16 protein-coding genes, 1 tRNA gene and 1 pseudogene are annotated in these 24440 nt (G+C 57.8%); 12 read left to right on the forward strand and 6 right to left on the reverse strand.

Annotated features, from left to right (window positions below; genetic code table 11):
* Positions 1-62: 62 nt before the first annotated feature.
* Positions 63-3107: a SusC/RagA family TonB-linked outer membrane protein gene (locus tag IH971_00740; protein MCH7496365.1), complete on the reverse strand. Its 3045-nt coding sequence runs from the start codon at positions 3105-3107 to the stop codon at positions 63-65.
* A gap of 588 nt (positions 3108-3695) precedes the next feature.
* Here IH971_00740 and IH971_00745 point away from each other — a divergent pair.
* The 7 genes from IH971_00745 (at position 3696) to IH971_00775 (ending at position 10332) form a co-directional block, all read left to right on the forward strand.
* Complete coding sequence (locus tag IH971_00745) at positions 3696-4025, forward strand: DUF3179 domain-containing protein (GenBank protein MCH7496366.1); 330 nt, start codon at positions 3696-3698, stop codon at positions 4023-4025.
* A gap of 36 nt (positions 4026-4061) precedes the next feature.
* Complete coding sequence (locus tag IH971_00750; GenBank protein ID MCH7496367.1) at positions 4062-4730, forward strand: DUF3179 domain-containing protein; 669 nt, start codon at positions 4062-4064, stop codon at positions 4728-4730.
* Between the two features lie 212 nt (positions 4731-4942).
* Entirely contained in the window at positions 4943-6292 is a 1350-nt protein-coding gene (locus tag IH971_00755; protein MCH7496368.1) for an insulinase family protein, read from the forward strand.
* 3 nt (positions 6293-6295) lie between these two features.
* Entirely contained in the window at positions 6296-7957 is a 1662-nt protein-coding gene (locus IH971_00760) for an insulinase family protein (GenBank protein MCH7496369.1), read from the forward strand.
* Positions 7958-8129: 172 nt separating this feature from the next.
* A complete protein-coding gene (locus IH971_00765; GenBank protein MCH7496370.1) occupies positions 8130-8873 on the forward strand; it encodes a methyltransferase domain-containing protein in 744 nt (247 codons plus the stop codon).
* Between the two features lie 111 nt (positions 8874-8984).
* Complete coding sequence (locus IH971_00770) at positions 8985-9449, forward strand: transcriptional repressor (protein MCH7496371.1); 465 nt, start codon at positions 8985-8987, stop codon at positions 9447-9449.
* A gap of 61 nt (positions 9450-9510) precedes the next feature.
* A complete protein-coding gene (locus IH971_00775) occupies positions 9511-10332 on the forward strand; it encodes an FTR1 family protein (GenBank protein ID MCH7496372.1) in 822 nt (273 codons plus the stop codon).
* A gap of 140 nt (positions 10333-10472) precedes the next feature.
* On the opposite strand, the gene IH971_00780 is transcribed toward IH971_00775, so the two are convergent.
* Positions 10473-10841 carry a response regulator gene (locus tag IH971_00780; GenBank protein MCH7496373.1) on the reverse strand — a complete coding sequence of 123 codons (369 nt, stop codon included), beginning with the start codon at positions 10839-10841 and terminating at the stop codon, positions 10473-10475.
* Positions 10842-11522: 681 nt separating this feature from the next.
* On the opposite strand from IH971_00780, the gene IH971_00785 reads away from it, so the two are divergent.
* The 3 genes from IH971_00785 to IH971_00795 all read left to right on the forward strand — a co-directional run bounded on the left by IH971_00785 (position 11523) and on the right by IH971_00795 (position 18374).
* The gene (locus IH971_00785) at positions 11523-12005 is read left to right on the forward strand and encodes a hypothetical protein (GenBank protein ID MCH7496374.1); all 483 of its coding nucleotides are present in this window, start codon (positions 11523-11525) and stop codon (positions 12003-12005) included.
* A 261-nt stretch (positions 12006-12266) separates the two neighbouring features.
* Positions 12267-17237 carry a M6 family metalloprotease domain-containing protein gene (locus IH971_00790; GenBank protein ID MCH7496375.1) on the forward strand — a complete coding sequence of 1657 codons (4971 nt, stop codon included), beginning with the start codon at positions 12267-12269 and terminating at the stop codon, positions 17235-17237.
* Positions 17238-17501: 264 nt separating this feature from the next.
* A complete protein-coding gene (locus tag IH971_00795) occupies positions 17502-18374 on the forward strand; it encodes a DUF1460 domain-containing protein (GenBank protein MCH7496376.1) in 873 nt (290 codons plus the stop codon).
* Between the two features lie 80 nt (positions 18375-18454).
* Here IH971_00795 and IH971_00800 read toward each other — a convergent pair whose 3' ends face one another.
* The 3 genes from IH971_00800 to mltG all read right to left on the reverse strand — a co-directional run bounded on the left by IH971_00800 (position 18455) and on the right by mltG (position 22303).
* Complete coding sequence (locus IH971_00800) at positions 18455-18745, reverse strand: hypothetical protein (GenBank protein ID MCH7496377.1); 291 nt, start codon at positions 18743-18745, stop codon at positions 18455-18457.
* A 240-nt stretch (positions 18746-18985) separates the two neighbouring features.
* Positions 18986-21307: a UvrD-helicase domain-containing protein gene (locus IH971_00805; protein MCH7496378.1), complete on the reverse strand. Its 2322-nt coding sequence runs from the start codon at positions 21305-21307 to the stop codon at positions 18986-18988.
* A gap of 48 nt (positions 21308-21355) precedes the next feature.
* The gene (gene mltG / locus IH971_00810; protein MCH7496379.1) at positions 21356-22303 is read right to left on the reverse strand and encodes an endolytic transglycosylase MltG; all 948 of its coding nucleotides are present in this window, start codon (positions 22301-22303) and stop codon (positions 21356-21358) included.
* A gap of 178 nt (positions 22304-22481) precedes the next feature.
* Here mltG and IH971_00815 point away from each other — a divergent pair, with 178 nt between their 5' ends.
* Both IH971_00815 and IH971_00820 read left to right on the forward strand, forming a co-directional pair.
* Complete coding sequence (locus IH971_00815) at positions 22482-22742, forward strand: DUF3098 domain-containing protein (GenBank protein ID MCH7496380.1); 261 nt, start codon at positions 22482-22484, stop codon at positions 22740-22742.
* A gap of 41 nt (positions 22743-22783) precedes the next feature.
* A tRNA-Asp gene (locus IH971_00820) sits at positions 22784-22857 on the forward strand.
* 670 nt (positions 22858-23527) lie between these two features.
* On the opposite strand, the pseudogene IH971_00825 reads toward IH971_00820, so the two are convergent.
* Positions 23528-24082: pseudogene (locus IH971_00825) on the reverse strand (phage integrase SAM-like domain-containing protein).
* Positions 24083-24440 lie beyond the last annotated feature (358 nt).

Below are 24440 nucleotides of genomic sequence, written 5' to 3' on the forward strand. Positions count from 1 at the left end.
CACTGGGTGGCGCCTGACTCTTAATAGCTTGGCAAGGACTGATCCCATCACTTTGCCCCCGCTTAGAAACTTGCCCTGAGCATGAGGGTGAACCTGCGGGGCGAGGGGGTTGTGAGGAAGTCAACACCGTTGGACTGGGTACTGCTGGCGCCGGACCAGTTGACTTCCGGATCCGGGCCGTTGTAGGGCGAAGCGGTCCAGAGATTCCGGCCCGCTGCCACCAGGGTGAGGCTCTCCAGACCCGGGACGTTGCGGAAGGTGTACGACGCCGATATCTCCCTCAATTTGATGAAATTGGCGGGTGACATCATGTTGTAGGCCTCTCGGTCGTCCAGGCGGGCCAGCTCGATGAGCCGCTCCTTCTCGTCCGGCTCCAACCCGCCAAAGCCCACCGTGGCCAGCTTGTTCGTATAGTACTGAACCTCATAAGGGGTGAGTTCCGGCTTCTTCAAATTGCCGAACTCAAACTGGAACTCACGCGTACTGTTATACATCCAGTGCCCATCAGTCCAGTCCACAAGAAATGAGAACCGGAAATTTCCAAACAGCGTGATGTCATTGCGCAGGTACCCAGTTTCTAACGGCAACGATGGACCGATGTAGACATTGCCCGCCGTCACCACTCGCTTGCCGTCCAGGATCCCGATGCCGTCCAGGGCGGGATCTCCGGCGTCCACTGCCGGCACCGGCACCGCCCGCACGCCGCCACTGACGATCGCCACCGTATCGCTCCGCAGGCCCCGTGCCCAGAGCGAGGCGACGGGATAGCCCTCCTCATTTCGGTTGACGCCGCCCAGGTTACCCACTGGGACGGCCGCATCTCCCAGACTGACGACATTATTTTTGCTTGCGGAGTAGGAAAATCGAAGGTCCCACTTCAGGGTCGCGGTATGGATAATGAGGCCACGGAGGAACAGTTCCAAACCGTTGTTGCTCACCTCTCCAATATTGCTCTGCTGGAAACCGGCAAAACCTGTAGACGGAGCAATCTGCTTGAGCACCAGTGCATCGATTGTGCGCTGATTGTACAGCGTGAATTCAAGCCCCCAGCGCTCGTTCAGAAAACTGAGATCAAACCCGACCTCCAGCTCTGTGCTGACTTCGGGCTTAAGCTCCTTGTCACCAACGTTAGAGGACGTTAAACCGGGAGCGCTCGCCAGGGAGTTAGGCTCGAAGGTCCGGTCCTTGTCGAAGACTCCCGGTTGACTTCCCGAGCTGCCCTGGGCTACCCGCAATTTTAGGCTGCCACTACCGAGCAGAGGCAGGCTGAAATTATCCAGTACGTAGGACACCCCCAGCTTAGGATAGGTCTGCGATTGAAATTCATCTCCGAAGGCACTGTTACCATCCGTGCGCACGGCGCCTGTAATATAGAGGGCGTTGCTGAGGTCAATCACCTCCTGTATGTAAAATCCGGCATTGACCGACCGGAAACGACTCTCCCATGCGCGTGAGAATCCCGTACCGGCGATGGTGGAGAGGCCCGTGAAAGGGAAATCTTCTCCGCCGGCGGAGACGAGTTTGGTGTCCTCCAGGAAGCCCTGTGCGCCCACCGACGTGGCAAAACCGATGTTGCCCAACCGGGCTCGGTAGACGGAGCTGGCGTCTAGGGTCAGCGACCAGAACTTGCGGCCGTCAATCAGGCGTTCGCCCAGAGGTACCAGCATGATCCCCGCTCCGAAGGGGATGAAGTCACCCAGCTCAGCCGAGGTCAGGTCCAGCCCAAACAGAAGCCGATTGCTCCAATTCTTGTCGGGTCGGTACTTGAACTGGACGGACCCTGTATAGCGGAAAGTCTCGTTGAGGTTCTGGATCTTGTCGATCTTGTCAAGATCATAGAGGGCTTCTCCCCGGGGTGCGGCGGCGGATGTATCGCCGACGGATAGCAGGGCCTGCGCCATGTAGCCAAACACGTGATTGTCATTGTTCACGGCCCGTTGCCGGTTGTAGCTGATGGAGTTGGTTGTATACAGGGACAACTTGTCGGAAACATGCAGCTCCACATTTGCCTTCCCGCTGTAGAACTGGTTGGTGTTGGTGCCCGGCATGAAGGCGCCCGCTTCACGAGATGACCGGCCGGCGACATAGTAGGTAACGGCTTCGCCGCCACCACGCACACTCAGACTATAGCTTTCGATGGCCCCCTGGCCGATCATGCTCTCCCGAAGCAGCTTGCCACCGAAACTGGTCACATCAATAATCTCATTCTGGGTTGCGGAAAACGGGGCTGTATAGCTGAAACTTTCCTCCGGGTAGGTGAAGATTTCCGGATCGTAGTTCGAATAGCCCTGTTCGGTTTCGAAGGTCCAGCGTGCCTTGGAATTGAGGGCGCCGCGCTTGGTAAAGATCTGGATCACGCCGTTGGCCGCGGTAGTACCATAGAGTGTAGCCGCTGCCGAGCCCTTGACGATCTCAATCCGGTCGATGTCGTCGGGATTGATATCGCCCAGGCGCGACTGCTCCTGTCCGCCAAGGTAATTGAACCCGAAACCGGATGGGTCGAAGGCAGCGTTGTCTACTTGGATGCCATCGACGTAGACAATAGGCTCATTGCTGACGCTCAAACTGGTCATGCCACGGACGCGAATCCGGATGGCTCCACCCGCTGTGCCCGTGGTGCTCATGGCCATGACGCCGGCCGTGCGGCCCGTCAGCATTTCACCCAAGCTTTGGATAGGCATGTTCTCGGTGTCGGCCGCGCGCACCGTGCTGATCGTCGTCGCAAGTGACCGCTTGGTCACCTCCTGGCCGGTACCGGTGATCACCACCTCATCCAGCGACAAGGCTGACACGCCCAGGCCGAAGTTGAGCGTCACGCTCTGTCCCGCGACCACGGCGATCTCTTGCTCGGATGATTTGTAGCCGATGTAATGGGCAGCCACGGTGATACTCCCCACGGACGCGTTCCCGATTCGATAGTTGCCGTCCGCATCGGTGGCTGCACCCCGTACTGTCCCCACTATCAGCACGTTGGCGCCCACCAGGCGGACCCCCGTCCTGGCGTCCGTCACCGTTCCGGAAATTTCCGCTGCCTGCTGGCCTACTTGAGCAAATGCGACCAGCGGCAAGATAATGATTCCCAGCGCAGTCGCAAATTTCCTTCTCATGGCCTGCCCCTCACGTTCGCTTCGGTTCCGGGCCGGCCATCGGGCTGGGTAAAAACGAGGGCCACTGCCTTCCCCATAATCAAAAAAGGAGTCCCGCATTAACTGCACCGACTCCCCGAACTGAAGAAAGGTCGTATGGTCTGGCTGAGGATTCCACGGCTCTGCCTATATTCTTCGCGAGCATTTCTTTGGCACGGCCCCCCACGCTTCGTAATGTTGCACAAGGTGTTTGATCCGCGCCGAACGATACCTCCGCCGCCCTGAGTATCGAGTATACAGCTTAAAATATGAATGAGAAAGGAGTAATTATTCCGCTTGATCCAGCGACCCGGGGCGCACTGAATTTCCGGGCAGTAATGGTCGCGGAATGACCTGTTTAAAGCCACGGCCAACCCTATTCGCCCTGGGCCATCTTGGGCCCGACAGATCTCCATGTTGGTCACGACATTTTCGCCCGTTTTGATTTTCAGGGCCTGCCGGGGTAACTAAACTAGCAGCTGCTTAGGCCAGCTGGCAGGCAGACCGGAACAATGTACGCATGCGCAGATAATCATGCCCCCATCAGGGGCGACTGAGTTTGGAGAGGAGTTGAGCCGCCCCCGCGGTCTGCTGGTCCCATGGGCTGAATTCCTGCTCTATGGTATGTTGATCTCCGTCGCCTCACCCGCCAGTCTCCAGGCGCAGATAATTGATGGCGATCCGGTCTACGATGTGCTGCCCCGTGACGCCATCCCGGCTATCGTTGATCCCGAGTTTGTCACCGGCAAAAAGGCCCGCCGTATCATGGCTGATTGGGAACAGGTAATCGGAATCGTGGGGCCGGAAGGCACGGCCGTGGCCTATTCCACTTGGCACCTGGATCACCATGAGATCGTCGATGACGTGGTGGACGGCCTCCCACTGGCTGTCACTTGGTGACCGCTCTGCTTCACGGGCATCGTGTATGTCCGCACCGTGAATGACCAGACGCTGACCTTCGGCGTCTCCGGCAAGCTCTGGAGAGACGCCATGGTGATGTACGACCGCGAAACCAATTCCACCTGGGCCCATGTCACAGGCAGGGCGATCACTGGCCCGTTGCTGGATGCCCAGCTGGAAACGTATCCGGCCCTGCAGACCACCTGGAAGGCCTGGCTGGCCGCCTATCCCGAGACCAAGGTGTTGAAGAAGCCGGTGCTCTACGGTTCCTCCTATGCGCGCTATAACGCCGATCCCCGGCGCCAGGGCATTCACGGCCGCCGAATGGGCAGATCGTTGCTGCCCGCCAAATCCAAGGTCATCGGCTTCCAACTTGAGGAAAGCCCCTACGCGGTTCCCGTGCAGGCGTTGCTGCCCGGCAGCCTGACCGAACTCTCTGTCGCCGACGTACCCTTGTTGATCTTCACCGATGTGGCGGGCGAGGGGGTCACCCTCTGGCAGCGGGAATATGAGCAGGAAGTCCTCGACTTTACGCTGGTCGACAAGGATCAGCCCCGCGCTCGCACCGGTGATGGCCGGTCGTTCGATCTGGTCACCGGGGAGGAGGCCGGCGGTGGTCCACCACTTACCCGCATCCAGACCACAAAAGCCTACTGGTTCGGCTGGCACAATTTCTACCCGGAGACGCAGGTCGTATCCCCCTGATCACGGGCTGAGCGTCGTAAAACCCGGCGCATCCAATCACGCGCGTACGTCTTGGCGATGCATCAATTAACGTTGCTTGATTGGGTGCCAATCCTTTCTGACAGCCATAAATTAACACTGGTAGTTCTACAAATATATTCTTGGAGGTGAACCCTATGCGTGGCGCGTATCGGTCTGCTTTAGTTTTGGCTGCGGTGCTGGCACTTCAGTCGATGCCAGTCCGGGCCCAGTCGGTTTTCCCCTATCCCGTGAAGAAGGTGACGCTGGACAACGGATTGGACGTCCTGCTCGTATCCATGCCCGAGTTCAAAGACGTACTCAGCCTGAATGTGCTAGTTCTGGCCGGTGCCGGAAACGAAACCGAAAAGGGAAAAACTGGCTTTGCCCACCTGTTTGAGCACATCATGTTTCGCCACGAGTTTAGGGGCCAGAGCGACGGCTACCGCAAAGCCATGAACAAACTGGGCGCCTTCAACAACGCCTGGACGTGGTTTGACGTCACTTTCTATCACCCCCTGACATTTAGCTCCAACCTTGATGCGGTGACCCTCGCATCGGGCGAAGTGGTGCCCGGCCTCCTGGAGCTGGAGGCGTCCCGCTTTACGGCCCTGGAATTCGACGAAAAGATATTCCAGACCGAGACGGGCGCGGTGCTGGGGGAATACCGCAAGAACGCCACCAGTCCTGGCCTGGCCATGACCGAGAAGCAGCTGGAACTGGCCTATCCGCAGCACCCCTACGGACACACCACCATCGGATTCTTTCAGGATGTGGTGAATATGTCCCAGCACTACGAGTACGCCCGCTGGTTTTATGACAGCTATTACCGCCCCAATAACTGCGTGCTGGTGATTGCCGGCGACATCGATGTTGCCACGCTCAGCGCTAAGATCAACACTGCATTCGGTGGCTGGGAGTACCAGGAAACGCCGGTCATCGACGTGCAGGACCCGCCTCAGCAGGCGGAGCGCCGCGGCCACGTTGCCTGGGATGCTGACGTGCCGCCACGAGTCAATGTTGCCTACCTGGGGCCGAAGTTTGTCACGGGCAGCAAGGGCACGGCAGTGGGACAAATTCTCGGCGAACTGCTGACCTCCCGATCGGCGCCGCTGTTCCGCAAACTGCGCTTTGAGGATAAAGCCGTCAGCCAGCTGAATCTGAGCGCCACTGAGGGCTTCCACCGTCGGCTGGTGGAAATCAACGGGCAGCTGTACACTGATCAATATGCGGAAGGCGGCGAGAGCTACCAGGAGCGTGTCATTCAGGATATCATTGCGGGCTTTGGCGATCTGGAGAATTTTTCCTCCACTGAAAATGCAAACCGGATTCTTGAGATGGTAAAGAGCAAATACACGTACGATTTTTTGGCTCAGCTGAACAGTCCGGCCAATGTGGCCCTGCAGCTGGCCTACTACTACCGTTTCGAGCGCGACCCGCAGGTCATCGACAAGCTGGTCCAGTCGGTGCAAGACCTGACCCCTGCCGACATTGATCATTACGCGCGGAAATATTTTGTGGACAACAGCCGGGTGATCGTCACGATGGCCCCCAGGGAGGGCTAAGCCATGGTTGCAAGCAAGTATCATGACCCCCATTTTGTCCTGCGATTCAGAGGTGCAGGCGCCAGGGGAGCCTGGCAACTGACCGCAGTCGTGCTACTGACGGTCGCATTGGGCTGGGCCAAACCGGTGAAGATCGTTGTTCTGAACTCCCCCTCGGAGCTAGTGCAGGTAAAAGTGATGGTGCGGGCCGGCTCGGCAAGCGACCCCGCTGGCCGTGAAGGCCTGGCAGCGCTTACTGGGCGCATGCTTTTGGATGGCAGCTTCGGCGACCCTTCCGCCCCGGTTACCAAGGACATGCTGGCCGATATTGTTCGGCCCTGGGGAGAGCAGGCAAGCCCCTCAGTGGTAGTCGAGAAGGAAACTTCCACCTTCAGTTTCACGGTACCGAAGGGCGTGTTTTCTGAGTACGCCGTCAAAGTGTTGCAGCCGCTTTTCACCCAACCCCTGTTTGCTGGCGACGAGCTTGAGCGCATCAGCAAGGAGACCAAAGTCTATATCTCAGCGACTCTTAGGCTGGAGAACACGGAGCTGCTGGGCCTCTATGCGCTGGACAACTACATCCACGAGGGGACGCCCTATGGGCACCTGCCCGCAGGCACCATCAGCGGTCTCAAAGCCATTACCGTTGAAGATGTGCGCCGCTTTTACAAGACCTACTACACGGCGGGCAATATCACCGTGGGGGTCTCGAGCGGCGATGCCGATATCCAGCGCCTCATCCAGTCTTCGCTCAGTGGCCTTGGCCGGTCGGTGAGGGCGAAAAAGCTACGCAGGGTGCCGCCCAAACGGGCACCAGCCATCAAGGGCCGTGAGTTGCTTGTCATCACCCAGCCCACTACCATCGCCACCGGTATCCATCTTGGCTATCCCATCAACGTTGACCGCCGTCACCGCGACTACTGGGCGCTCTATGTGGCCAATGTCGCGCTGGGTACGCATCGTGACAGCTTCGGCAGACTCTATAATGAAATCCGCCAGGCCCGCGGCTATAACTACGGAGACTACTCCTACATCGAGTGGTTTCAGAACCGGCCATTTGCACTGTTTCCCCCCACTAACACGCCCCGTAAAAATCAATACTTCAGCATGTGGGTGCGCCCCGCCGGCCACGAATATGCCCACCATCTACTCAAGGCAATCGGTTGGGAGCTGGAGAATTTTGTGCGGGATGGCCTCACTGGGGAGGAGGTGGAGTTGGCCAAGAACAAGGCCAGGGTGCTTTACCTGAATCTGGCGGAGACCTCCGAGCGGCTGCTGGCCTACAAGCTGGATGACAACTTCTACGATCAGCGTGGCAACGGCTTCCTTGATGGGTACCTGGCGGCCATCGATGCACTGACCCCTGCGCAGGTAAATGCCGCCATCCGACGCCACCTGCAGGTGGAAAACTTGAAGATTGTGATCGTGACCAACGAGGAGTGGGGTGCCCGCCTGGCCACCGATATTGCCGCCGGACAAAACGCGGGCGGCAAGGACGCCGCAGCCTATGACTTCCCCTCAAGAGAGGTGGATGATGAGCTGGTGTATGACATACCCGAGGACAAGCGCGCCGTTGTGGAAAAAGACCGGTTATGGGAAGCCTACCCCCTGAATCTTTCCGCGGGGCGGATACGGGTGGTCAGCTCCACCCAGCTGTTCGAAAGCGCCAGGCTGATAGGCCGCTGAGCCCATTGGGAGTTGCAGCAGAAGGGCCGATCACCGTCTCGCGGGGTCGGCCTTTTTCATGGGGCCCGTGGTTGGTCGGTCAGGCAGCTGATCTACAGGTAGGGCAGTTCAGGCTCGGGGAAGTGACGACTGCCAGCACTAAGCGCCTCGTGGTAGTTGCCCTGAGGAAACCTTGACCGTCATCCACGAAAAATCGTACCGTGGCCTTGGCCTGGCCCAACTTGTTCACCGCTCAAGGCTCCGGCGGATCCTAAGACTTGTTGACGATCTTGACCTGCCCGCTAGAGGCAGTTTGGCTGATGTAGGCTGTTCCAACGGCTTTGTCCTTTCCCAACTGAAAGAGCACGTTCTCAGCGGCAAGGATTACGCCCTGTTTGGATTTGATCATTCTGACGAATTGCTGAGGGGAGCCCGCAACAAGAATATTGACGGCGCAAGTTTTCATCGGCTGGATCTAAATGAGATCAATACAAGCTGGCGTAGCCGCTTTGATGTCATCACCTGTTTTGAAACGCTGGAGCACGTGGGGAACTATCGGCACGCCATGCAAAATATTGTTGCCATGTGTCGGCCCCACGGTATGATCGTACTCTCAATTCCCAACGAGAGAGGTGTGCCGGGTCTCCTGAAATACGTGGCGCGCAAGCTGTTGCGAAAGGAGGCCTATGGGGAGTTTTTTGCCAGGCAGAGTGAGTGGGACTACGTCCGGCGCCTGCTATTTAATCTACCTATTGACTCCTTCCGCAATGAGGGTGCTTCGGGTTGGGGCCCGCACCTGGGCTTTGACTGGAAGGTATTCAGGGAGCACCTTGAGAGGGACTATTTCCAGCCGCAAAAATTACGACTGATATCCGAGCAGAGCTCGTTCATGAATTTCAATCTCTTCTATGTCATGACCAAATTGGACGCAGATTAGGATCTGCGGGTGGCGCCCGAAGTGTGGGGAGCAGTAGCCCAGAAACAGATTGTGGGCGAGCAGAAAAGAATCGTAAATTGCTATTGAGAATGAGTCTCAACAAGGCAAGGCATGAGCATCACAGCTGATCAGCTGGAACACTTCCGGAAGGCACTTAAGGGTGAAGCCCTGCGTCTCACTACTCAGCGGCGGGCTATCCTGGAGGACATTCTTGAGAGCACCGAGCATCGAGAGATCGACGATATTTACTTCTCATTGAAGTCCAGAGGTATTCCCGTCTCCCGGGCGACGATATACCGCACGCTGGATGTTTTGGAGCAGGTAGACTTTGTCCACAAGATGGATATCGGCGACGGCCGCTACCGGTATGAGAACAATCTCGCGAGTAGCCGGACGGGGGCCCCCAGAGCCCACCACGACCACATGATATGTGAGGGCTGTGGCAAGATTATTGAGTTTGTCGACCACCAAATCGAGCGGCGGCAAGAGAAAATTGCTGCGGAACACAATTTCAAGTTGCTGCGGCACAGCCATCAACTCTACGGTCTCTGCAGTGACTGTGCCGAGAGTCAGTGAAACGCTGGGCTTGCCTAGGGAACCCCACAACCTAAAAAATTCCCCTTGAGGTGAGTAGACCTTGGCTGAATTCCTGATCACATTTCGCGAAACCCTGGAGGCGGCTCTCATCGTTGGAATCCTGTTCACGTTTCTCGTGAAGTCGGAACGTAACGACCTGACGCGCAGGGTTTGGAGTGGGGTTGTGGTGGCAGTGGCGGCCAGCCTGCTGGTAGCCGTTCTCTTTCAGCTGCTGGCAGGTGGTTTTTCTGGCCGCCTGGAGAAAATATTTGAAGGCGCGGTGATGATCCTGGCTGCCGCTGTGCTCTCAACGATGATCGTCTGGATGGCCCGAAACCGGGATATTGCCAGTGGGTTGGAGGGCCGGGCCGAATCCGTATTGACGGAGGGTAGCCGCGTCGGGGTAGGCATTTTCGCGCTCGCGTTCGTGGCCGTATTCCGGGAGGGTGTGGAGACAGTGCTTTTCCTTTACGGCGTGCTGTCAAACCAGGGTGGAATATCCTTCGGCGCCTCGCTGGCCGGAGGCGCGGCTGCGGTGGCCATCGGCTACCTGATTTTTGTCCAGGGCCGCCGCGTGCCATTGAAGACGTTCTTCAACGTAAGTTCGATTCTGCTGATTCTCTTTGCGGCGGGACTCATTGCGCATGGTATCCACGAATTTCATGAGGCCGGTATCCTCCCCTTCGGCACGGCGGTGTGGGACATAAATCCGCCCGTCCGGTCCGATGGCAGTTACCCGCTGCTGCACGAGAAGGGTGGCGTGGGTGCCCTCGCTGCAGGTCTGTTCGGCTGGAACGGGAATCCCAGTCTGCCGGAGGTCCTGGCATGGCTGCTTTCAGTTGCGGGTATCGGGTGGCTGTGGCGGCGAGCCATAGCTGCTTAGGTCAGTCTGATCGGTGCCCAATCTGCCGGGGAATTGGAGCCTGATAAGGTGCAGTGAGCAGCTCCCCCCAACCTGCTGCCACCCTGCCAACCCCGATCGTCGATGGTCCCTTCACCGTGGCGAACAGCTCGTCCGCCACATCACCCTTCTCCCGAAGGCTCCTGCACTGTTTTATCGATGAGGGCCAGCAGAGTCTCGGCCTCGGCTGGCTTGTGCACGACACCAACCGCTCCTGCGGCCAGGCAACGTTCACGTACGCTCTCTTGTAGGTTTGCCGTGACAATAATGACGGGAATCGTAACCTCTTTCAGGCTGAGCGCCTCCAGCAGTTCCAACCCCCCCATCCGGGGCATGAGCAGGTCTGACAGGATGCAGTCGGGCCGTCGACCCCTCAGCTTGGCCAGTCCGTCAGCTCCATCAATGGCTTCAACAGTTTCATACCCCCCTGTCAGGACGATCTGCCGTAGCAGGCCGCGCTGAAACGCTGAATCATCGATAATAAGGATCAAAGGTATGGACTCACCTCCGAATGGCGGTGTGCATTGATCACGTTAGGTGCTGGGCGATTTGGCCCTAGTCACAACCGCCTTTGACATACTTAGCGTGCAGGGGTGGGGGATATTGCCGCCGTGGAGCCCGGTCGCCCAGACTGTCATTATCCAGGGCGGGACAAGCAACATCACAACAGCCCCAACCGGATTCACGTCGTGTGATTTCTTCCCCCCAGGGCGTCTCGACTCAGTAGAGTCGAAACAGGCGCGAACGCGGGCTCTAGCAGCGGTAACAGCCTCTTGCTTGGCTGACGACCAAAAATAATCTACAGGGATGATGTCTCCTACTCCAGTGCGGGATTGCGATTTCGTCAGGGGCGCAGATCGTCACTGGCGCTAAGGAGTGGAATGCCGATCATTGCTGCGCCGCTTGCGCCGGGACCGTAGAACCCTGAATACCAGCGCGGCGACCATGATGCCGGCTACATAATAAAGGGCCACCTGCCTCGAAATATCGTGCATTTCCATCTACCTAAGCATACAAAACTGTCCGCTGACAGGCAAGCCTTTGTATTCCCCCGCTTCTCTGCCGGCATTACGGTTGACTCACTCTCGGCGCGGTCATAACATCTTGCGGCTGCCCGGCCACTGTGCAGGTTTGGGTAGCCCTGTGACCACCCGCCAATTTCGGGGAAACGCATGCATCGCCGGATCGTCGTCATGTTTAGCCTGTTGCCACTGCTGCTCACGGCCCAGACTGATTTGGGTCCCTTCAGGTTTCTGGACAGAAGTAAGGCGGCCAACTATACCGCCAGTGCGGTGCTGGGGGGACCCGGTCTCCTGGCCATGGGACTCTCCACGGAACGGCCAGCCCCGAATGCAGTGAATTTTCTGGACTTTATTCCCGGCTACGCGGTGAAATACAGTCTCATTGTGAGGGATGCGGTATTCATCCAGGGTGCCTTCATTTCCAGGGCCCGCTACCGGCCTAACCGCAAGCTGGTAGGCAGCCTGGGGCTGGGATTGGGCCTCAGCCTGCGCAGCGGCAAACCCAGTTTTCATCTCGACCTGGTCATGGGAATCGATTACCTTTACAACGAGAAATATGTGCTATCCATTGCACTGGTGGGGCAAGGCCAGCTGGCCATCGGACTTGGCTTGCACCGGGGCTATGGCTGGTGATGGGTTGACCGGTGGACTGTTTGTGCTTGAAATCTGCCGATGATCTGACACCGAGGTCACGATTGTCTGCCGTTGCCGTCATGTGAGCGCTATCACACGCTTCAACTTTGAGACCTTTTTGGCTTGATGATATTTCGGCTGAAGCCTAGATTCACACGCAAATAATCTCCATTTCCCTTAGATTTGACTGAACGGCGCCATACACCTGGAGCTGTGTTGTAGGTTGGAGCGCGAGCAAACCTGTCTGGGAGGGCACCGTACGTGAAATATTCTTATCGCCTGATCATCCTCTGCGCTCTATTGGTTTTTGCCGGGCAGACGGCCCGGGCTTCTATCCCTCCCCATCCTGACCTCAAGGCCCGGATTGCCGCCGGCAAGCTGGCCCGTCCCTACTACCTTGAGCACCAGCGGGAGCTCCTCGCCCGGGGTGTGAATGCGCCCTGGGCAGCCCCGTCGCTTGGCCTGCAAAAGGGGCTCGCGCCGGGCGCTCCATTGCGGTCCCTGGGACCCGCCCAAGCGCCTGTCGGCCCGTTTAACGCACTGCTGATCCTGGTGGACTTTTCCGACAACGTCCAGCAGGTCCAGGCAACCAAGTTTGATACCCTGGTCTTCAATACTTCTCCCGGTACGGTATCCGATTACTTCAGCGAGGTGAGCTACGGCAATCTTACCATCGTTACGGTGGACCTGCCGAGTCAGATTGGCTGGACACGGGTGGATTCGACCTACGCCTATTACGTAGATGGTCAAAACGGGTTTGGCGACTATCCAAAAAATGCCCAGAAACTGGTTGAAGATGTGGTGACCGCAGTGAACGGGGTCGTGGACTTTTCCCTGTACGACAATGACGCTGACAACGAGGTGGACGCACTGTTCATCGCCCACGCTGGGCCGGGCGCAGAGTTCACCGGCAATGACAACGACATCTGGTCTCACGCCTGGGTTACCTACAACCCCCCCATTCTGGATGGCGTCTCCATCTGGCGCTACTCCATGGAGCCGGAATTCTGGGCCTCTCCCGGCGACATGACCATCGGCGTCTATGCCCACGAGATGGGGCACAGCGTTTTCGGTCTGCCGGACCTGTACGACCGCGACGGCTCCTCGTCGGGTCTGGGCCGCTGGAGCCTGATGGCCGGCGGCAGCTGGAACGGCAACCTGGGCGATACCCCCGCCTATCCTGACGCCTGGAGCCACATCGAAATGGGCTACCTCAACACCGTAGATTTGCTCTCCAATGTGCCCGGGCAGGTGATCAGCCACGTCGAAGCAACCTCAATGGCCTACCGCGTCTGGCCTGGAGGGAATTTTGGCGACGAATACTTTATTTTGGAAAACCGGCAGCTGGTCGGTTACGACGCGGCCCTGCCGGGCGGTGGGTTGCACATCTACCACATCGACGAGACGGTGGGCACCCAAAACGATAACCAGTGGTATCCGACCTTCACCGACTCCGGGCACTACCTGGTGGCTTTGGAGCAGGCGGATGGGGATTGGGACCTTGAGCATGATATTGGAGTCGGCAATTCGGGGGACGATGGCGACCCCTTCCCGGGTGTCACCAACAACACCGCCTTCAATGATGCCACCATCCCGGACAGCCGGTACTACACCTTAGGCAGTACGGACATCGCCATACAGAACATATCCGCCTCCGCCAACGACATGACGGTGGACGTATTCATTGACATTCCCCTGGCCGTAACTCCTGACTCGCTCAGTGCCGAGCTGGTCATCGGCGATTCTGTGACTCAGGCCATCAGCATCCGCAATGCTGGCGTTGATACCCTGACCTTCGACCTCCTGATCGCGGCAAGGTCCCTGGCTGCAGCCGTGCCTCCGGGTCCGTTTGCTTCGCTGCGCGTTTCCGCGCCTGCGTTTGATGCCTTCCCTGGTGGCAAGGCCCTGCGGCTGGCCGAGTCAGCGAGTCTTTCACAGACGGCCTCCTCCAACGCCGCTACGGCACCTTCGATCAGCTCAAGTACGGCAGCGGTCTCCGATCACGGGACCGTGTTGGTGCTCTCCACCGTCTCCATCTCAGCGTCGGTCCTGCTGGCCCTGACCAACCTTGGCGTGACCTACGACCATATCGCGACGACGGTGTTCACCGGAATTGACTTTTCACCCTATCAGACGGTGATCGTGGCCCTGGATGGGGGGCTGGTGGAAACCGCCAGCGTTCAGGCCCTGGCGGATGCCGCCGGCGCCGGGCGCAAATTGATCATCGTTGGCGGCACCAACTACGGTCCTTACTATATTGGGATGGAGAGCTACCTCCTGTCCCATACCAATCAGCAGGGCTGGGTCATATCCGCGCCGCCCCACCTGACGGTTACCGATACAGGCCACCCGCTGGTAGCCGGCGTGCCAGCCAGCTACAATTTTGTCAACAGCAGTGCTGCCAACTATATGCTGCGGGTCTCAGACCCGGTGGCTGCGGTTGCGGCTGTAAACGGCGACGGCCACCCCATTCTACTGGACAAGCCCATCGGGACTGGCCACCTCGTCGCCTTCCTGAATTCCGCCCTGGATAGCTACTGGCTGAATGCCGCCGACTTTGCCGTACTGGAAACCGTCCTCGACAACGCCTTGACGGGTGGCGTAAGCTGGCTCTCCGCAAATCCCACCTCGGCTACTCTGGCACCCGGAGATTCGGTGGCGATCGACATCACCTTCAACGCGACGGGCCTGCTGGGCGGCGACTATGAGGCCTACATTGTGCTTGCCGACCGTGACAGCACGAGTCCCGATGTCCGGGTCCCCGCCCATCTGCGCGCCATTGGTATTCCTGACATTGCTCTGGCGCCGGACACGCTGGAGTTTGGGTCCGTGTTTGTGGGCCATCCATCGACTCAGATCTTGACGGTGACCAGCCGGGGGACCGATTCCCTGAGGGTGAGCGCTATAGCGGCTGATCACGGCGCCTTTTCCGTGGACCCGTCAGTCTTTGTGCTGGGTCCCGGAGACAGCCTTAACGTAAGTGTGACCTTTACAGCCGCCACCGCGGGGGTCATATCGGCCACCATCACGGTGACCAGCAACGCCCCCGCCGCAATGGTCGGGCTGAACGCCACGGCAACGCAACCGGCTGAGATCGTCCTCAGTCCCGATTCATTGAGCGCCGACCTGTTCCCGGACGACACTACGACGCAGGTGCTCACCGTCCACAATCTCGGTGCCGGGGAGCTCGTCTGGAGCGTGGCGGCCAACGATGGCCAGCGACCTCCGGCTGCGCCCGCCTTCCCCGCTGAGTATTACCAGTATATTCCCAAGGGCAGCGTCGACTCTCGTGTCGGCCCGCCGGTTGAGCGGGGGCAGGGCGGCCCCGATGTATTCGGCTACACCTGGATCGACAGCGATGGGCCTGGAGGGCCGGTCTTCAATTGGCTTGACATCTCCGGCACGGGGCTCAACTCCGGCATCACCCTCGATGATGATACCGCCTGGGTCAACCTTGGCTTCAGCTTCAGTTTTTACGGGCGTGACTATGACCAGGTGCTCATCGGCGAGAACGGGACGTTGTCTTTTATCAACTATGGGTTCAGTGACTTTTCAAATGATCCCATACCGTCAACAAATTCGCCCAATGCGTTGATCGCGGTCTTTTGGGATGATCACTACACCCCTGATGGGGGCGCGATATACTACGAGACGCGCGGCTCCGAACCCAGCCGCACCTTCATCGTCCAGTGGCACCAGGTACCCCACATCAGTGACATCAATTCCGTATTCACCTATCAGGTCATCCTGTCAGAGGCGGCCGGCTCCATCGTTTTCCAATACGAAACGATGACGGGTTCCTACGGCGATGGCAGCTATGCGACGGTGGGAATTGAAGACTCGCTGGGTGTGGATGGCCTGCAGGTTTCGTTCAACACCGGCTACGTCCACAACGGCCTGGCCATCCGGTTGAGTACTACCCCTCCTTGGCTCACAGTAGCCCCCGGGTCGGGGACGGTTGCGCCGGGCGGGTCTCAGGACGTTGTGGTTACCTTCAACTCAACCGGGTTGGTGCCGGGAATCCTTCAGGGCCATCTGACCTTTGACAGCAACGATCCCGGTAATGCCAGCACGTCCTTGCCCGTGAGCCTGCGGATCCCACTCATCGGCCCGCCGCTGATAACCGGGATCGCTGACGTGCCCGCTGATCAGGGTGGCTGGGTGATGGCCAGCTGGCTGGCCTCGCCCGATGACAGCCATCAGAGTCCGCATCCGGTGCTGTTCTACAGCGTGTGGCTTTATGGCCCCGGCGCTGCAACCTTGCCGGCTGTGCCCGTCCTTGCCGCGGCGGAATCGTCCCTGACTGCGGGCAGGAGTCCGCTCGCCGGGCCTTGGCTAAGCCGTGACACCGACGGAGTAGCCGGCAGCGCCGGAGCAGCCCCCAGTAGTCCGGGAGCGGCGCGGGACGACTATCCGGTCTTCAGCGGAGCGCAGCTGGGTGCGCCGGGTTGGATCGGCGTGGGCTCCATCGGGGCTACGCTGGACTCAGCTTACACTTTCCTGGTGCCCACTTGGCAGGACTCTAACGCAGCCGGCACTCACTGGTCCCGGATCCGGGTCTCCGCTCACACGTCTGTTGTTGTGGCTGGCTTTGCCTTCTCCGCGCCCGACAGTGGATATTCGGTGGACAACATCGCCCCAGCAGTGCCTGCTGGCCTGGTAGCCGTGCCCACGGAGCTGGGCGTCTCGCTCAGCTGGACATATGACACTGCTGCGGAAGCGGACTTTCAGTACTTCGCGGTATACCGTGGTACGGAGACCGGATTTACGCCCGTCCACCCGGACAGCTCTATTGCCACCACCACCGACCCGGCTTATGCCGATGAGCAGGTGGATCCGGGGGTCACCTACTTTTACCGCGTGGCGGCGGTGGATTATAACGGGAACGTGAGCGATCTGAGCGCAGAAGTAGCGGGCTTCGTCTTGGCTTTGACCGATGGTCTCGGCATACCTGACGCCTATGCGCTGCGGCAGAACTATCCCAACCCCTTCAACCCCAGCACGACCATCCGGTTTGAGCTGCCCGAAGCGACGCCGCTGACCTTGGCGATATTCGATATCCTGGGACGCGAGGTGGTTCGGTTAAGTGCGGGTACACTGGAGGCTGGCTACCACCAGGTGGTGTGGAATGGCAGGACCGCCGCCGGGCGCGAAGTTACCACGGGTCTGTATATCGTGCGCCTGGTCTCGCCGGCCTTCACGGATCAGTTCAAAATGGTGCTTATGAAGTAGCCGCCCGCACCATCGGTATCGGGCGCAATAGACCCCAATTGCACTCTTGGCGCAGTTGGGGTCTTGCATGGCTGATAGGTTTGGCGCCGCTGGTATTCGGGATGGTCTCAGCCGCACTGAGGATTGTGCTACCATCAGCCGGGTCGCACAAGCTAGTTGCTGGAGAGTGTTAGGGTAAGAGGTGCCGGTCAGGGTTCCTAATCCGGTTGTCATCTCCTGCAGTTGCGCTGTAGATTTGACTAACTCGTCCCTGGGAGATGTATTTTGAAGCATGAGCGACCGGCATATCTAGTGGTGCTCATTGGTGCCCTGTGGCTGCTAACAGCGGGGTGTAGCCAAAACAGGGTCGCAAACAGCGCCTGGCTGGCGAGCCTGCCCAAACCGTGGGTGCTCAGCGCAGAGCAGGTGACCCAGCTGTTGCCCGAGTTCCGGAAGCACTACCCCGATTTTCACCAGCGGTTGAAGGCTGTGGCGTTGTGGCGGGTCGGGACCCCTTACGAACTCTACCGGTTGGGCGAGGAGGTAGAGCCGGACCCCGATCCCATTTTTCGCCTGGACGTATCCGACTGTACAGCTCACATCCTGACCTCCTTGTGCCTCGCGCAGAGCAGCTCCTGGTCGGAGGCCCGGCACAACATGATCGCCATTCACTACAAGCCGGATGCGGCCGGCAACATGACGCCCAGCTACCGTTCCCGCTGGCACTACACCACTGACAGGATCACCGCCAACCCATCCACAGTGGACATCACGCCCAGTCTGCTGCCGCCAGAGGAGCTGGCCACCGTTGACATTACCCTCAACCGCAAGGCGGACGGCAGCGAGTTCCTCGATTTGGATTGGTCGCGGGAGCTGACGGCGCGGTACATCCCCAGCGCTAAAATTAGCGCCGAGCTGCTCGCCAGACTGCCCGCGGTCTGCGGGGTTACCTTCGTAAAGAAATCCTATTTCAAACTGGGACTGGTGGTGGCCCATGAAGGGATGATTATTGATCGCCAGGACCTCATCCACGCCGGGCTAGCGGCTGGCGAAACCGAGCGTACCGACTTTCTGAAGTACTACTTCGCTGAGCAGGGCCCACTCTTCGACGGTATCATGGTATTTGCGTTTGTGCCGCTTGCCGAGCAGGCGGGGTAGCCCCCAACCCCTCTAGCCCACCCGTTTTGGCAGGTGCGGTCCGGCATCGAAAGTATTCGGGCACCGCTGAATGAATGGGATCACCCCGTGGGCTCGTAATCCTCGAACAGCTGCACCACCGCCGGCGAGGTGGCCATCGCGGCGATGGCGGGCATCAGCTTGGGGGCGACGACCTGGGAGGCGGCATCGGCATCTTCCTTGGCGGCCCACTCGATGATGAGACCAAAGTCATCGCCGCCTTCCTCCATGATCAGCCTAACTGCTTGGCAGCCGTGCTGCGCCCTGATTAAGGGGATAATCATGTCGGCCAATTCCTTCGCGGCGGGCCGGTTCCCTGGTTCCAGAGTAAATCTTACCAGTCGAGTAAACATGGCCTAAGCCTCCTTTAGTGTAACTGCGGAAGTTCCGATCTTCAGGCCGCTATTTGCCAGCCATCCGGCGCCGGAGGACGACTTTTCCCGGTACACAAACCTGCTGGCGCTCTATAGGTCGAGCCGGTAGCTTGTGGGCACCGGTCACTGGCTGGATTTCGGAACTGGATCAAGGGGCCAATAAATCCAGTTCTCCGGGCTGGGTTCGAGCGCGGCCCTAGGAGCCGCCCACGGGGTCCGTCAGAGCCGATTCAGGTTGGCGTACCTGGCCACCAGTTTTTTTCTGTGGCCGCCGCTAAACTCGACGGTGAGCTTGAGGTTATCGCCCACCCCCTCGCGTTCGGCAATTTTGCCCTTGCCGAATAGCTTGTGCTCCACCCACGTGCCAACGACAAAATCGTCCAGGATCGACTCGATGGACGGTTGCCGGGCTGGGTGCAATGGTATTCCTGGCCGACTTCTCCCCGCCGCTCCCGGAGCCCCCAGCGTGCGCGGCTGGCCCCCCTGCTCGCTGTGCCAGGTGACAAGCTCCTGCGGCAACTCGCGGACGAAACGGCTCAGTGTGCCGTTCACTTCGCTACTGCCCCACCGCCGCCGCTGGAGTGCGTAGCTCAGGTAGACCTTGTCCATCGCGCGGGTCAGGCCCACGTAGAACAGCCTGCGCTCCTCCTCCTCATCCACATCGCGTTCATCCGACCGCTGCAAAGGGAACAGACCTTCTTCCAGGCCCGTCAGAAACACGACCGGAAACTCCAGCCCTTTCGCACTGTGCAGGGTCATCAGGGTGACCGCGTTGGCGTCATCGTTCCAGCGGTCAATGTCGGTGAGCAACGCGACCTCTTCCAGGAAATCCCGGAGAGTTGCGGCGCCATTTTCCGCCTGATACTGATCGATGCTTCGTACCAGCTCCTGAATATTGTCCAGCCGTTCGCCGGCGTCCATACCTTCCTGCTCGCGGTAGTGTCGGATGATGCCGACTTCCTCAATAAATGCTGCCACCGTTTCTCCCATTCCGAAGGATTCGCCCCCCTCATTGTCTGGCCGCGCATACTCGCGGGAAACGGGTTGGCCGTTGCTTTTTCCCTGCTCCGCTGGCGAGCCGGCAAGTGCCTGGTACTTCTCAATAAACGCCTTGAAGGCTTTCATGGCTTGGGCCTGCTTCAGCTGCACGCCCGCTTCTAGGCCGCAGTCCAAAGCTTCAAATAGCGCCAGCCCTTTCTCCCGCGCATAGACCCGTAGCCGGTTCATGGAGGTCTCTCCTATGGCCCTGGGCGGAAAGTTGATGATCCGCTCCAGACTCACCGAGTCCGATGAATTGACCAGGATCCGCAAATAGGCCATGACGTCCTTGACTTCCTTGCGATCGTAGAATTTCACCCCGCCCACGATGATGTAAGCCATGGTCCGGCGTCGCAATGCGTCTTCAATTGCTCGGCTTTGGGCGTTGGTCCGGTACAGAATGACCATGTCCCTGAAGCGCCGTTTTTCAACCAGCACCTCATGCTGGATGCGCTGATAAATAATATCTGCCTCGGCCCGCTCATCGGCAGCGGCGAAGATCTGGATGCGTTCGCCCCCCTCACGGTTCGTCCACAGTTTCTTGGCAACCCGAGCCTTATTCCGCTCCACGATGGCGCTGGCTGCAGTCAGAATGACCGAGGTGGACCGGTAATTTTGTTCCAGTTTGAAGACTTTGGCGTCCTTAAATACCTCGGAAAAATTGAGAATATTCGTGATGTCGGCGCCACGCCATGTGTAGATAGATTGATCATCATCGCCCACAACACAAATCCGTCGGTGATCCTGCGCCAGCCGGCGAATAAACTCAAACTGTGGCCGGTTTGTATCCTGATACTCGTCCACAAGTATGTAATGAAATAGTTTGCGGTATCGGTTCAGTACTTCGGGATGCTCATCGAACAATGTGAGAGGCAACAAGAGCAGGTCATCAAAGTCCAGCGCTTGATTGTTCTTCAGCGCAAGCTGATATCCCCGGTAGACATTGACCAGAATGTCAGCTTCAGTGCCGTTGGTCTGGGCGGCCAGCTGCTCCGGCGAAAGCATGTGGCTTTTAGCCCAACTGATGCGCTGGTCAAAGGCATTGGGAGGGTAGAGGGCCAAGTCGTACTCGTTTTGCTCCAAGACCATCTTTAACAACCGTAGCTGATCGTCACGGTCATAAATCACGAAGTCCCGCGTGTAGTCGAGCCGGTGGATTTCTTTTCGCAGAATACGTGCGCAGGTGGCATGAAATGTCCCGATGTTGACGCCCGCTCCGCCGTTTGGATGTAGGGCGCCTCTCGGAGCGGGTCCCCTGCCGCGCACCAGCCCCGATTCGCGGAGCAACGCTTCCACCCGGCTGGCCATTTCGCTAGCCGCCTTGTTGGTAAACGTGACCGCCAAGATCTGGCTGGGTGAGAGCCCGACTTCTCCGATGAGGTAGGCGATCTTGTGGGTGAGAACGCGGGTCTTGCCGCTGCCCGCGCCGGCGAAGATTAGCACCGGCGAATCAACGTACTGCACGGCATCAGCCTGTACAGAGTTAAGCTCGCTCAGGTTCATCCTCAGAACACCTGCAACGCCGGGAGTTCAAGGCCACTCGTAGGCATGCTAATCGGATTGGCGAATCTCATTCACCGCCTGGTTGTGTTCAAGCAAGGTATGCGTGAAGACATGCCGTCCCTCATCAGTGGCGACAAAATAGAGATATTCTACGTCAGCGGGGGACACGGCCGCTTCAATGGAAGACAATCCGGGATTATTGACCGGACCGGGTGGCAAGCCCGCGTGGAGGTAAGTGTTGTAAGGCGAGGGGTAGTCGTAGTCCCGGTAAAGCAGGCGGCGGGGCTCGCCGGGTATGGCATACTGCACGGTGGGATCGGCCTGGAGGTGCATGTTCTTGCGCAGCCGGTTATGGTAGACTGCCGATATGATCGCCCGCTCCGAATCGATCCTCGCCTCGCCCTCGATAATGGAGGCCATCGTAAGAATTTCATGCGTGCTGAAGCCCAGCGATTGGCCCCGCAGCGCAATTTCGTCACTCAGCATTGCACGGGTCTGGTAGACCATCAGCGCGATGATCTCCGCCTCCGTCATCCCATTCCGTACTTGGTAGGTCTCCGGATACAGATAGCCCTCCAGTGTGGCCACGTTCAAACCCAGGCTGGCAATGAAGGCCTCGTCATTGGCCAGCGCGAGGAAACGGGCCACGTCAATGGGATATTTCACCTCAACAAAACGGGCCACCTGTACGTTTGTGATGCCTTCCGGTATGGTGAGCGAAACTGACCGGACGCGAGGCTTGAGAATCTGGCTCACCAGGTCGCCCATGTGGCGAACGTTGAGTAGTTGGTAATGGCCCGCCTTGATCGTCCGGGTGCCGAAGTTTGTTCGCACCGCGTTCACAAACATCCTCTCGTTATCAATCAACCCTCTGTTCTTTAACAGACTTGCAACCTTGTATGTCGAAACACCCTCAGGAATCGTGATGTAGTCTCTAAAGATGACTGGCACCGGCCAACTTAGCACAAGATAGCGGAATGTCAGAAATGTGGCCACTATAGCTAGCCCGATAGCCGCTCCCCCAATCAACCGGGCACCTGTCAGTAAAATTCGCAGCATGGAGGCCCATAAATTACTCCAGATTGAGGGGGCAATCCAATAAGGACAATGTGGACTGATTGTATTTGGCCCCAACTTGACTGGTCTGCAGGTTCCCCCTAACTTTGTCCCGCGCATGGCAAAGGGTCGCAAACATGAACCTCAGCCCATATTTGGTGACTGGGATTTCACCCGCACCAACTACCTGATATTTGGCATTGGGATCGTGATAATTACGTCGGCCTATGTTCTCATGGCTTTGGGGTCCACCAACAGTTTCCAGTCTCTCACGCTGGCACCGATTCTGCTGGTGGTTGGATATCTGGGAATCATGCCCCTGGCAATTTTTTACCGCCCCCGTCAGTCTTCAAATAACCAGTCTTCAAATAAATCGTAACTTGATGATGATGATTTTGACGACGGGCTCGATTAGGTTCAGGGACCGTAGTTCAGTTGGTTAGAACGCCGGCCTGTCAAGCCGGAGGTCGCGAGTTCGAGTCTCGTCGGTCCCGCTCTTCTTGAAGCCCCTTTTTCCGACGTGAGAGAGGGGTTTTTAGTATCTAAGTGGGTTGCGCGTGATTGCGCATGATTGCGCTCAGAATAGCAGAAAAATAGCAGATCCGATTTCATCAGATTTTCAAACTTTTCGTGGTTTTCAAGCTCGAGCGATTGGATCAACCCCATATAATGGCGCTCAGTGACCTTAACGCTTGAGTGTCCGAGAAATCGGCTCGTGGCAAATATGTCGCGGGTAGCTAAATAGTAACGCGATCCGGCGGTCGATCTTAAGTCTTTGGGCGAGGCATCTAACTCTGCGCGGTCCATCAACCATTTGACTCGCAAATAGGCTTCGTCGCCTGAAAGATTGAACGGTCCGTTGGGCTCCCCTCTCCGGCTCTCCAGTATGTCTCGTATCGTTTCGCTCTTACGTTTTTCGAGCACCTTGCCCGTCTTTACTTGCCTGAGGCTAATAATTTCCGGCCCCACGTCTTCCCAAGTGAAGTTGGGAAATAGTGGATCGGCCCTCCTACATCCAGTGTGCAGATAGAATAGAGTGAGATCGTGAGCATCCTTCTGATACGTGTCTGTTAGGTCCAGGCTTTCCATTGCCAGCCTTAACGCTAATCGCTCCGCATCGTTCAAAAGCCGAGCGTCGCGTTGCGTCACCTTTACCGCTTCAACCTTTTTCATAGGTGACTTCTTTAGAAATTCCTCGTAAACGGCAAAGTTAAAAATTGTGCGAAGCCCCCGAAGATTCGTATTGACTCCCTCCGGTGCAAAGCCTTCTTCTAGCCGATGGATTTTGAATTTCTTAATGTCTTCCTTGGTGATCTTATCTAGCCGTCGATGCTCCAGACTAGGATCGTAATTAAGCAGGGCGCGGTATGTGTGCCAATTCCGGTCTAGCGAGCCTTCGGTCATGCTTCCCTCGCGGATAGAAAGTTCGCGGTCGGCCTTAAACGCCTCCCACAATTGCCCAAGCGTCGTCACCTTCGTTTTGGGCCTCGGCGACGCCTTGAGCCCAGCCCTGATTTCATCTTGAGCGGCAAGGATGTTTCGCTTCACTCTTGCGGCACTGGCTTCCCCGCCGTGATGAGTTTGGGTTCTGCGTTTGCCTTGCCAATCGGTAAATACTATACGATAGACACCGGGGACAATCTTGCCAGCCGTGTTCTTGGCTTTGTGGATGCCGGGATAGCGGGGTTGGGTGCGTTTATTTCTATCTCCGCGCATCATGGATCAAGGCGCTCCTGATTAGGGGTAGTTTCAGATTTCTTAGGTGACTTGACTTTTGCAATTTGATTATGAAGATATTTGTCCATCCAGTATGGGTATGAGGTCAATCCAATTAAAAATATGATCTCGAGAACCAGTGTATATTTGAATTGAAAAATGAAGGGAACCCAGGCAGACAATCCCAAGGACACGGCCAAAAGAAGGATTGCGGTTGTGAATAATGTGGCCATTAGAAGCCGAGCCCGGAATACCTTCCCCACGGATGATTTAGGTCGGTTATCGTCATCGATTGTCCCTAGCATCATCCTTTTTATGTTAATCGTACTAATCCAATATCTTTCACGATTTAGTTTTATCC

This window comes from Candidatus Neomarinimicrobiota bacterium (genome assembly GCA_022560655.1).
In the GTDB taxonomy this organism is placed as follows: domain Bacteria; phylum Fidelibacterota; class Marinisomatia; order SCGC-AAA003-L08; family TS1B11; genus JADFSS01.

Coding starts and splice junctions, on each gene's coding strand:
- IH971_00815 (MCH7496380.1), top strand. CDS start 22,482: ATGGCAAAGGGTCGCAAACATGAACCTCAGCCCATATTTGGTGACTGG.
- IH971_00785 (MCH7496374.1), top strand. CDS start 11,523: ATGCATCGCCGGATCGTCGTCATGTTTAGCCTGTTGCCACTGCTGCTC.
- IH971_00800 (MCH7496377.1), bottom strand. CDS start 18,745: ATGTTTACTCGACTGGTAAGATTTACTCTGGAACCAGGGAACCGGCCC.
- IH971_00770 (MCH7496371.1), top strand. CDS start 8,985: ATGAGCATCACAGCTGATCAGCTGGAACACTTCCGGAAGGCACTTAAG.
- IH971_00740 (MCH7496365.1), bottom strand. CDS start 3,107: ATGAGAAGGAAATTTGCGACTGCGCTGGGAATCATTATCTTGCCGCTG.
- IH971_00755 (MCH7496368.1), top strand. CDS start 4,943: ATGCCAGTCCGGGCCCAGTCGGTTTTCCCCTATCCCGTGAAGAAGGTG.
- IH971_00805 (MCH7496378.1), bottom strand. CDS start 21,307: ATGAACCTGAGCGAGCTTAACTCTGTACAGGCTGATGCCGTGCAGTAC.
- IH971_00760 (MCH7496369.1), top strand. CDS start 6,296: ATGGTTGCAAGCAAGTATCATGACCCCCATTTTGTCCTGCGATTCAGA.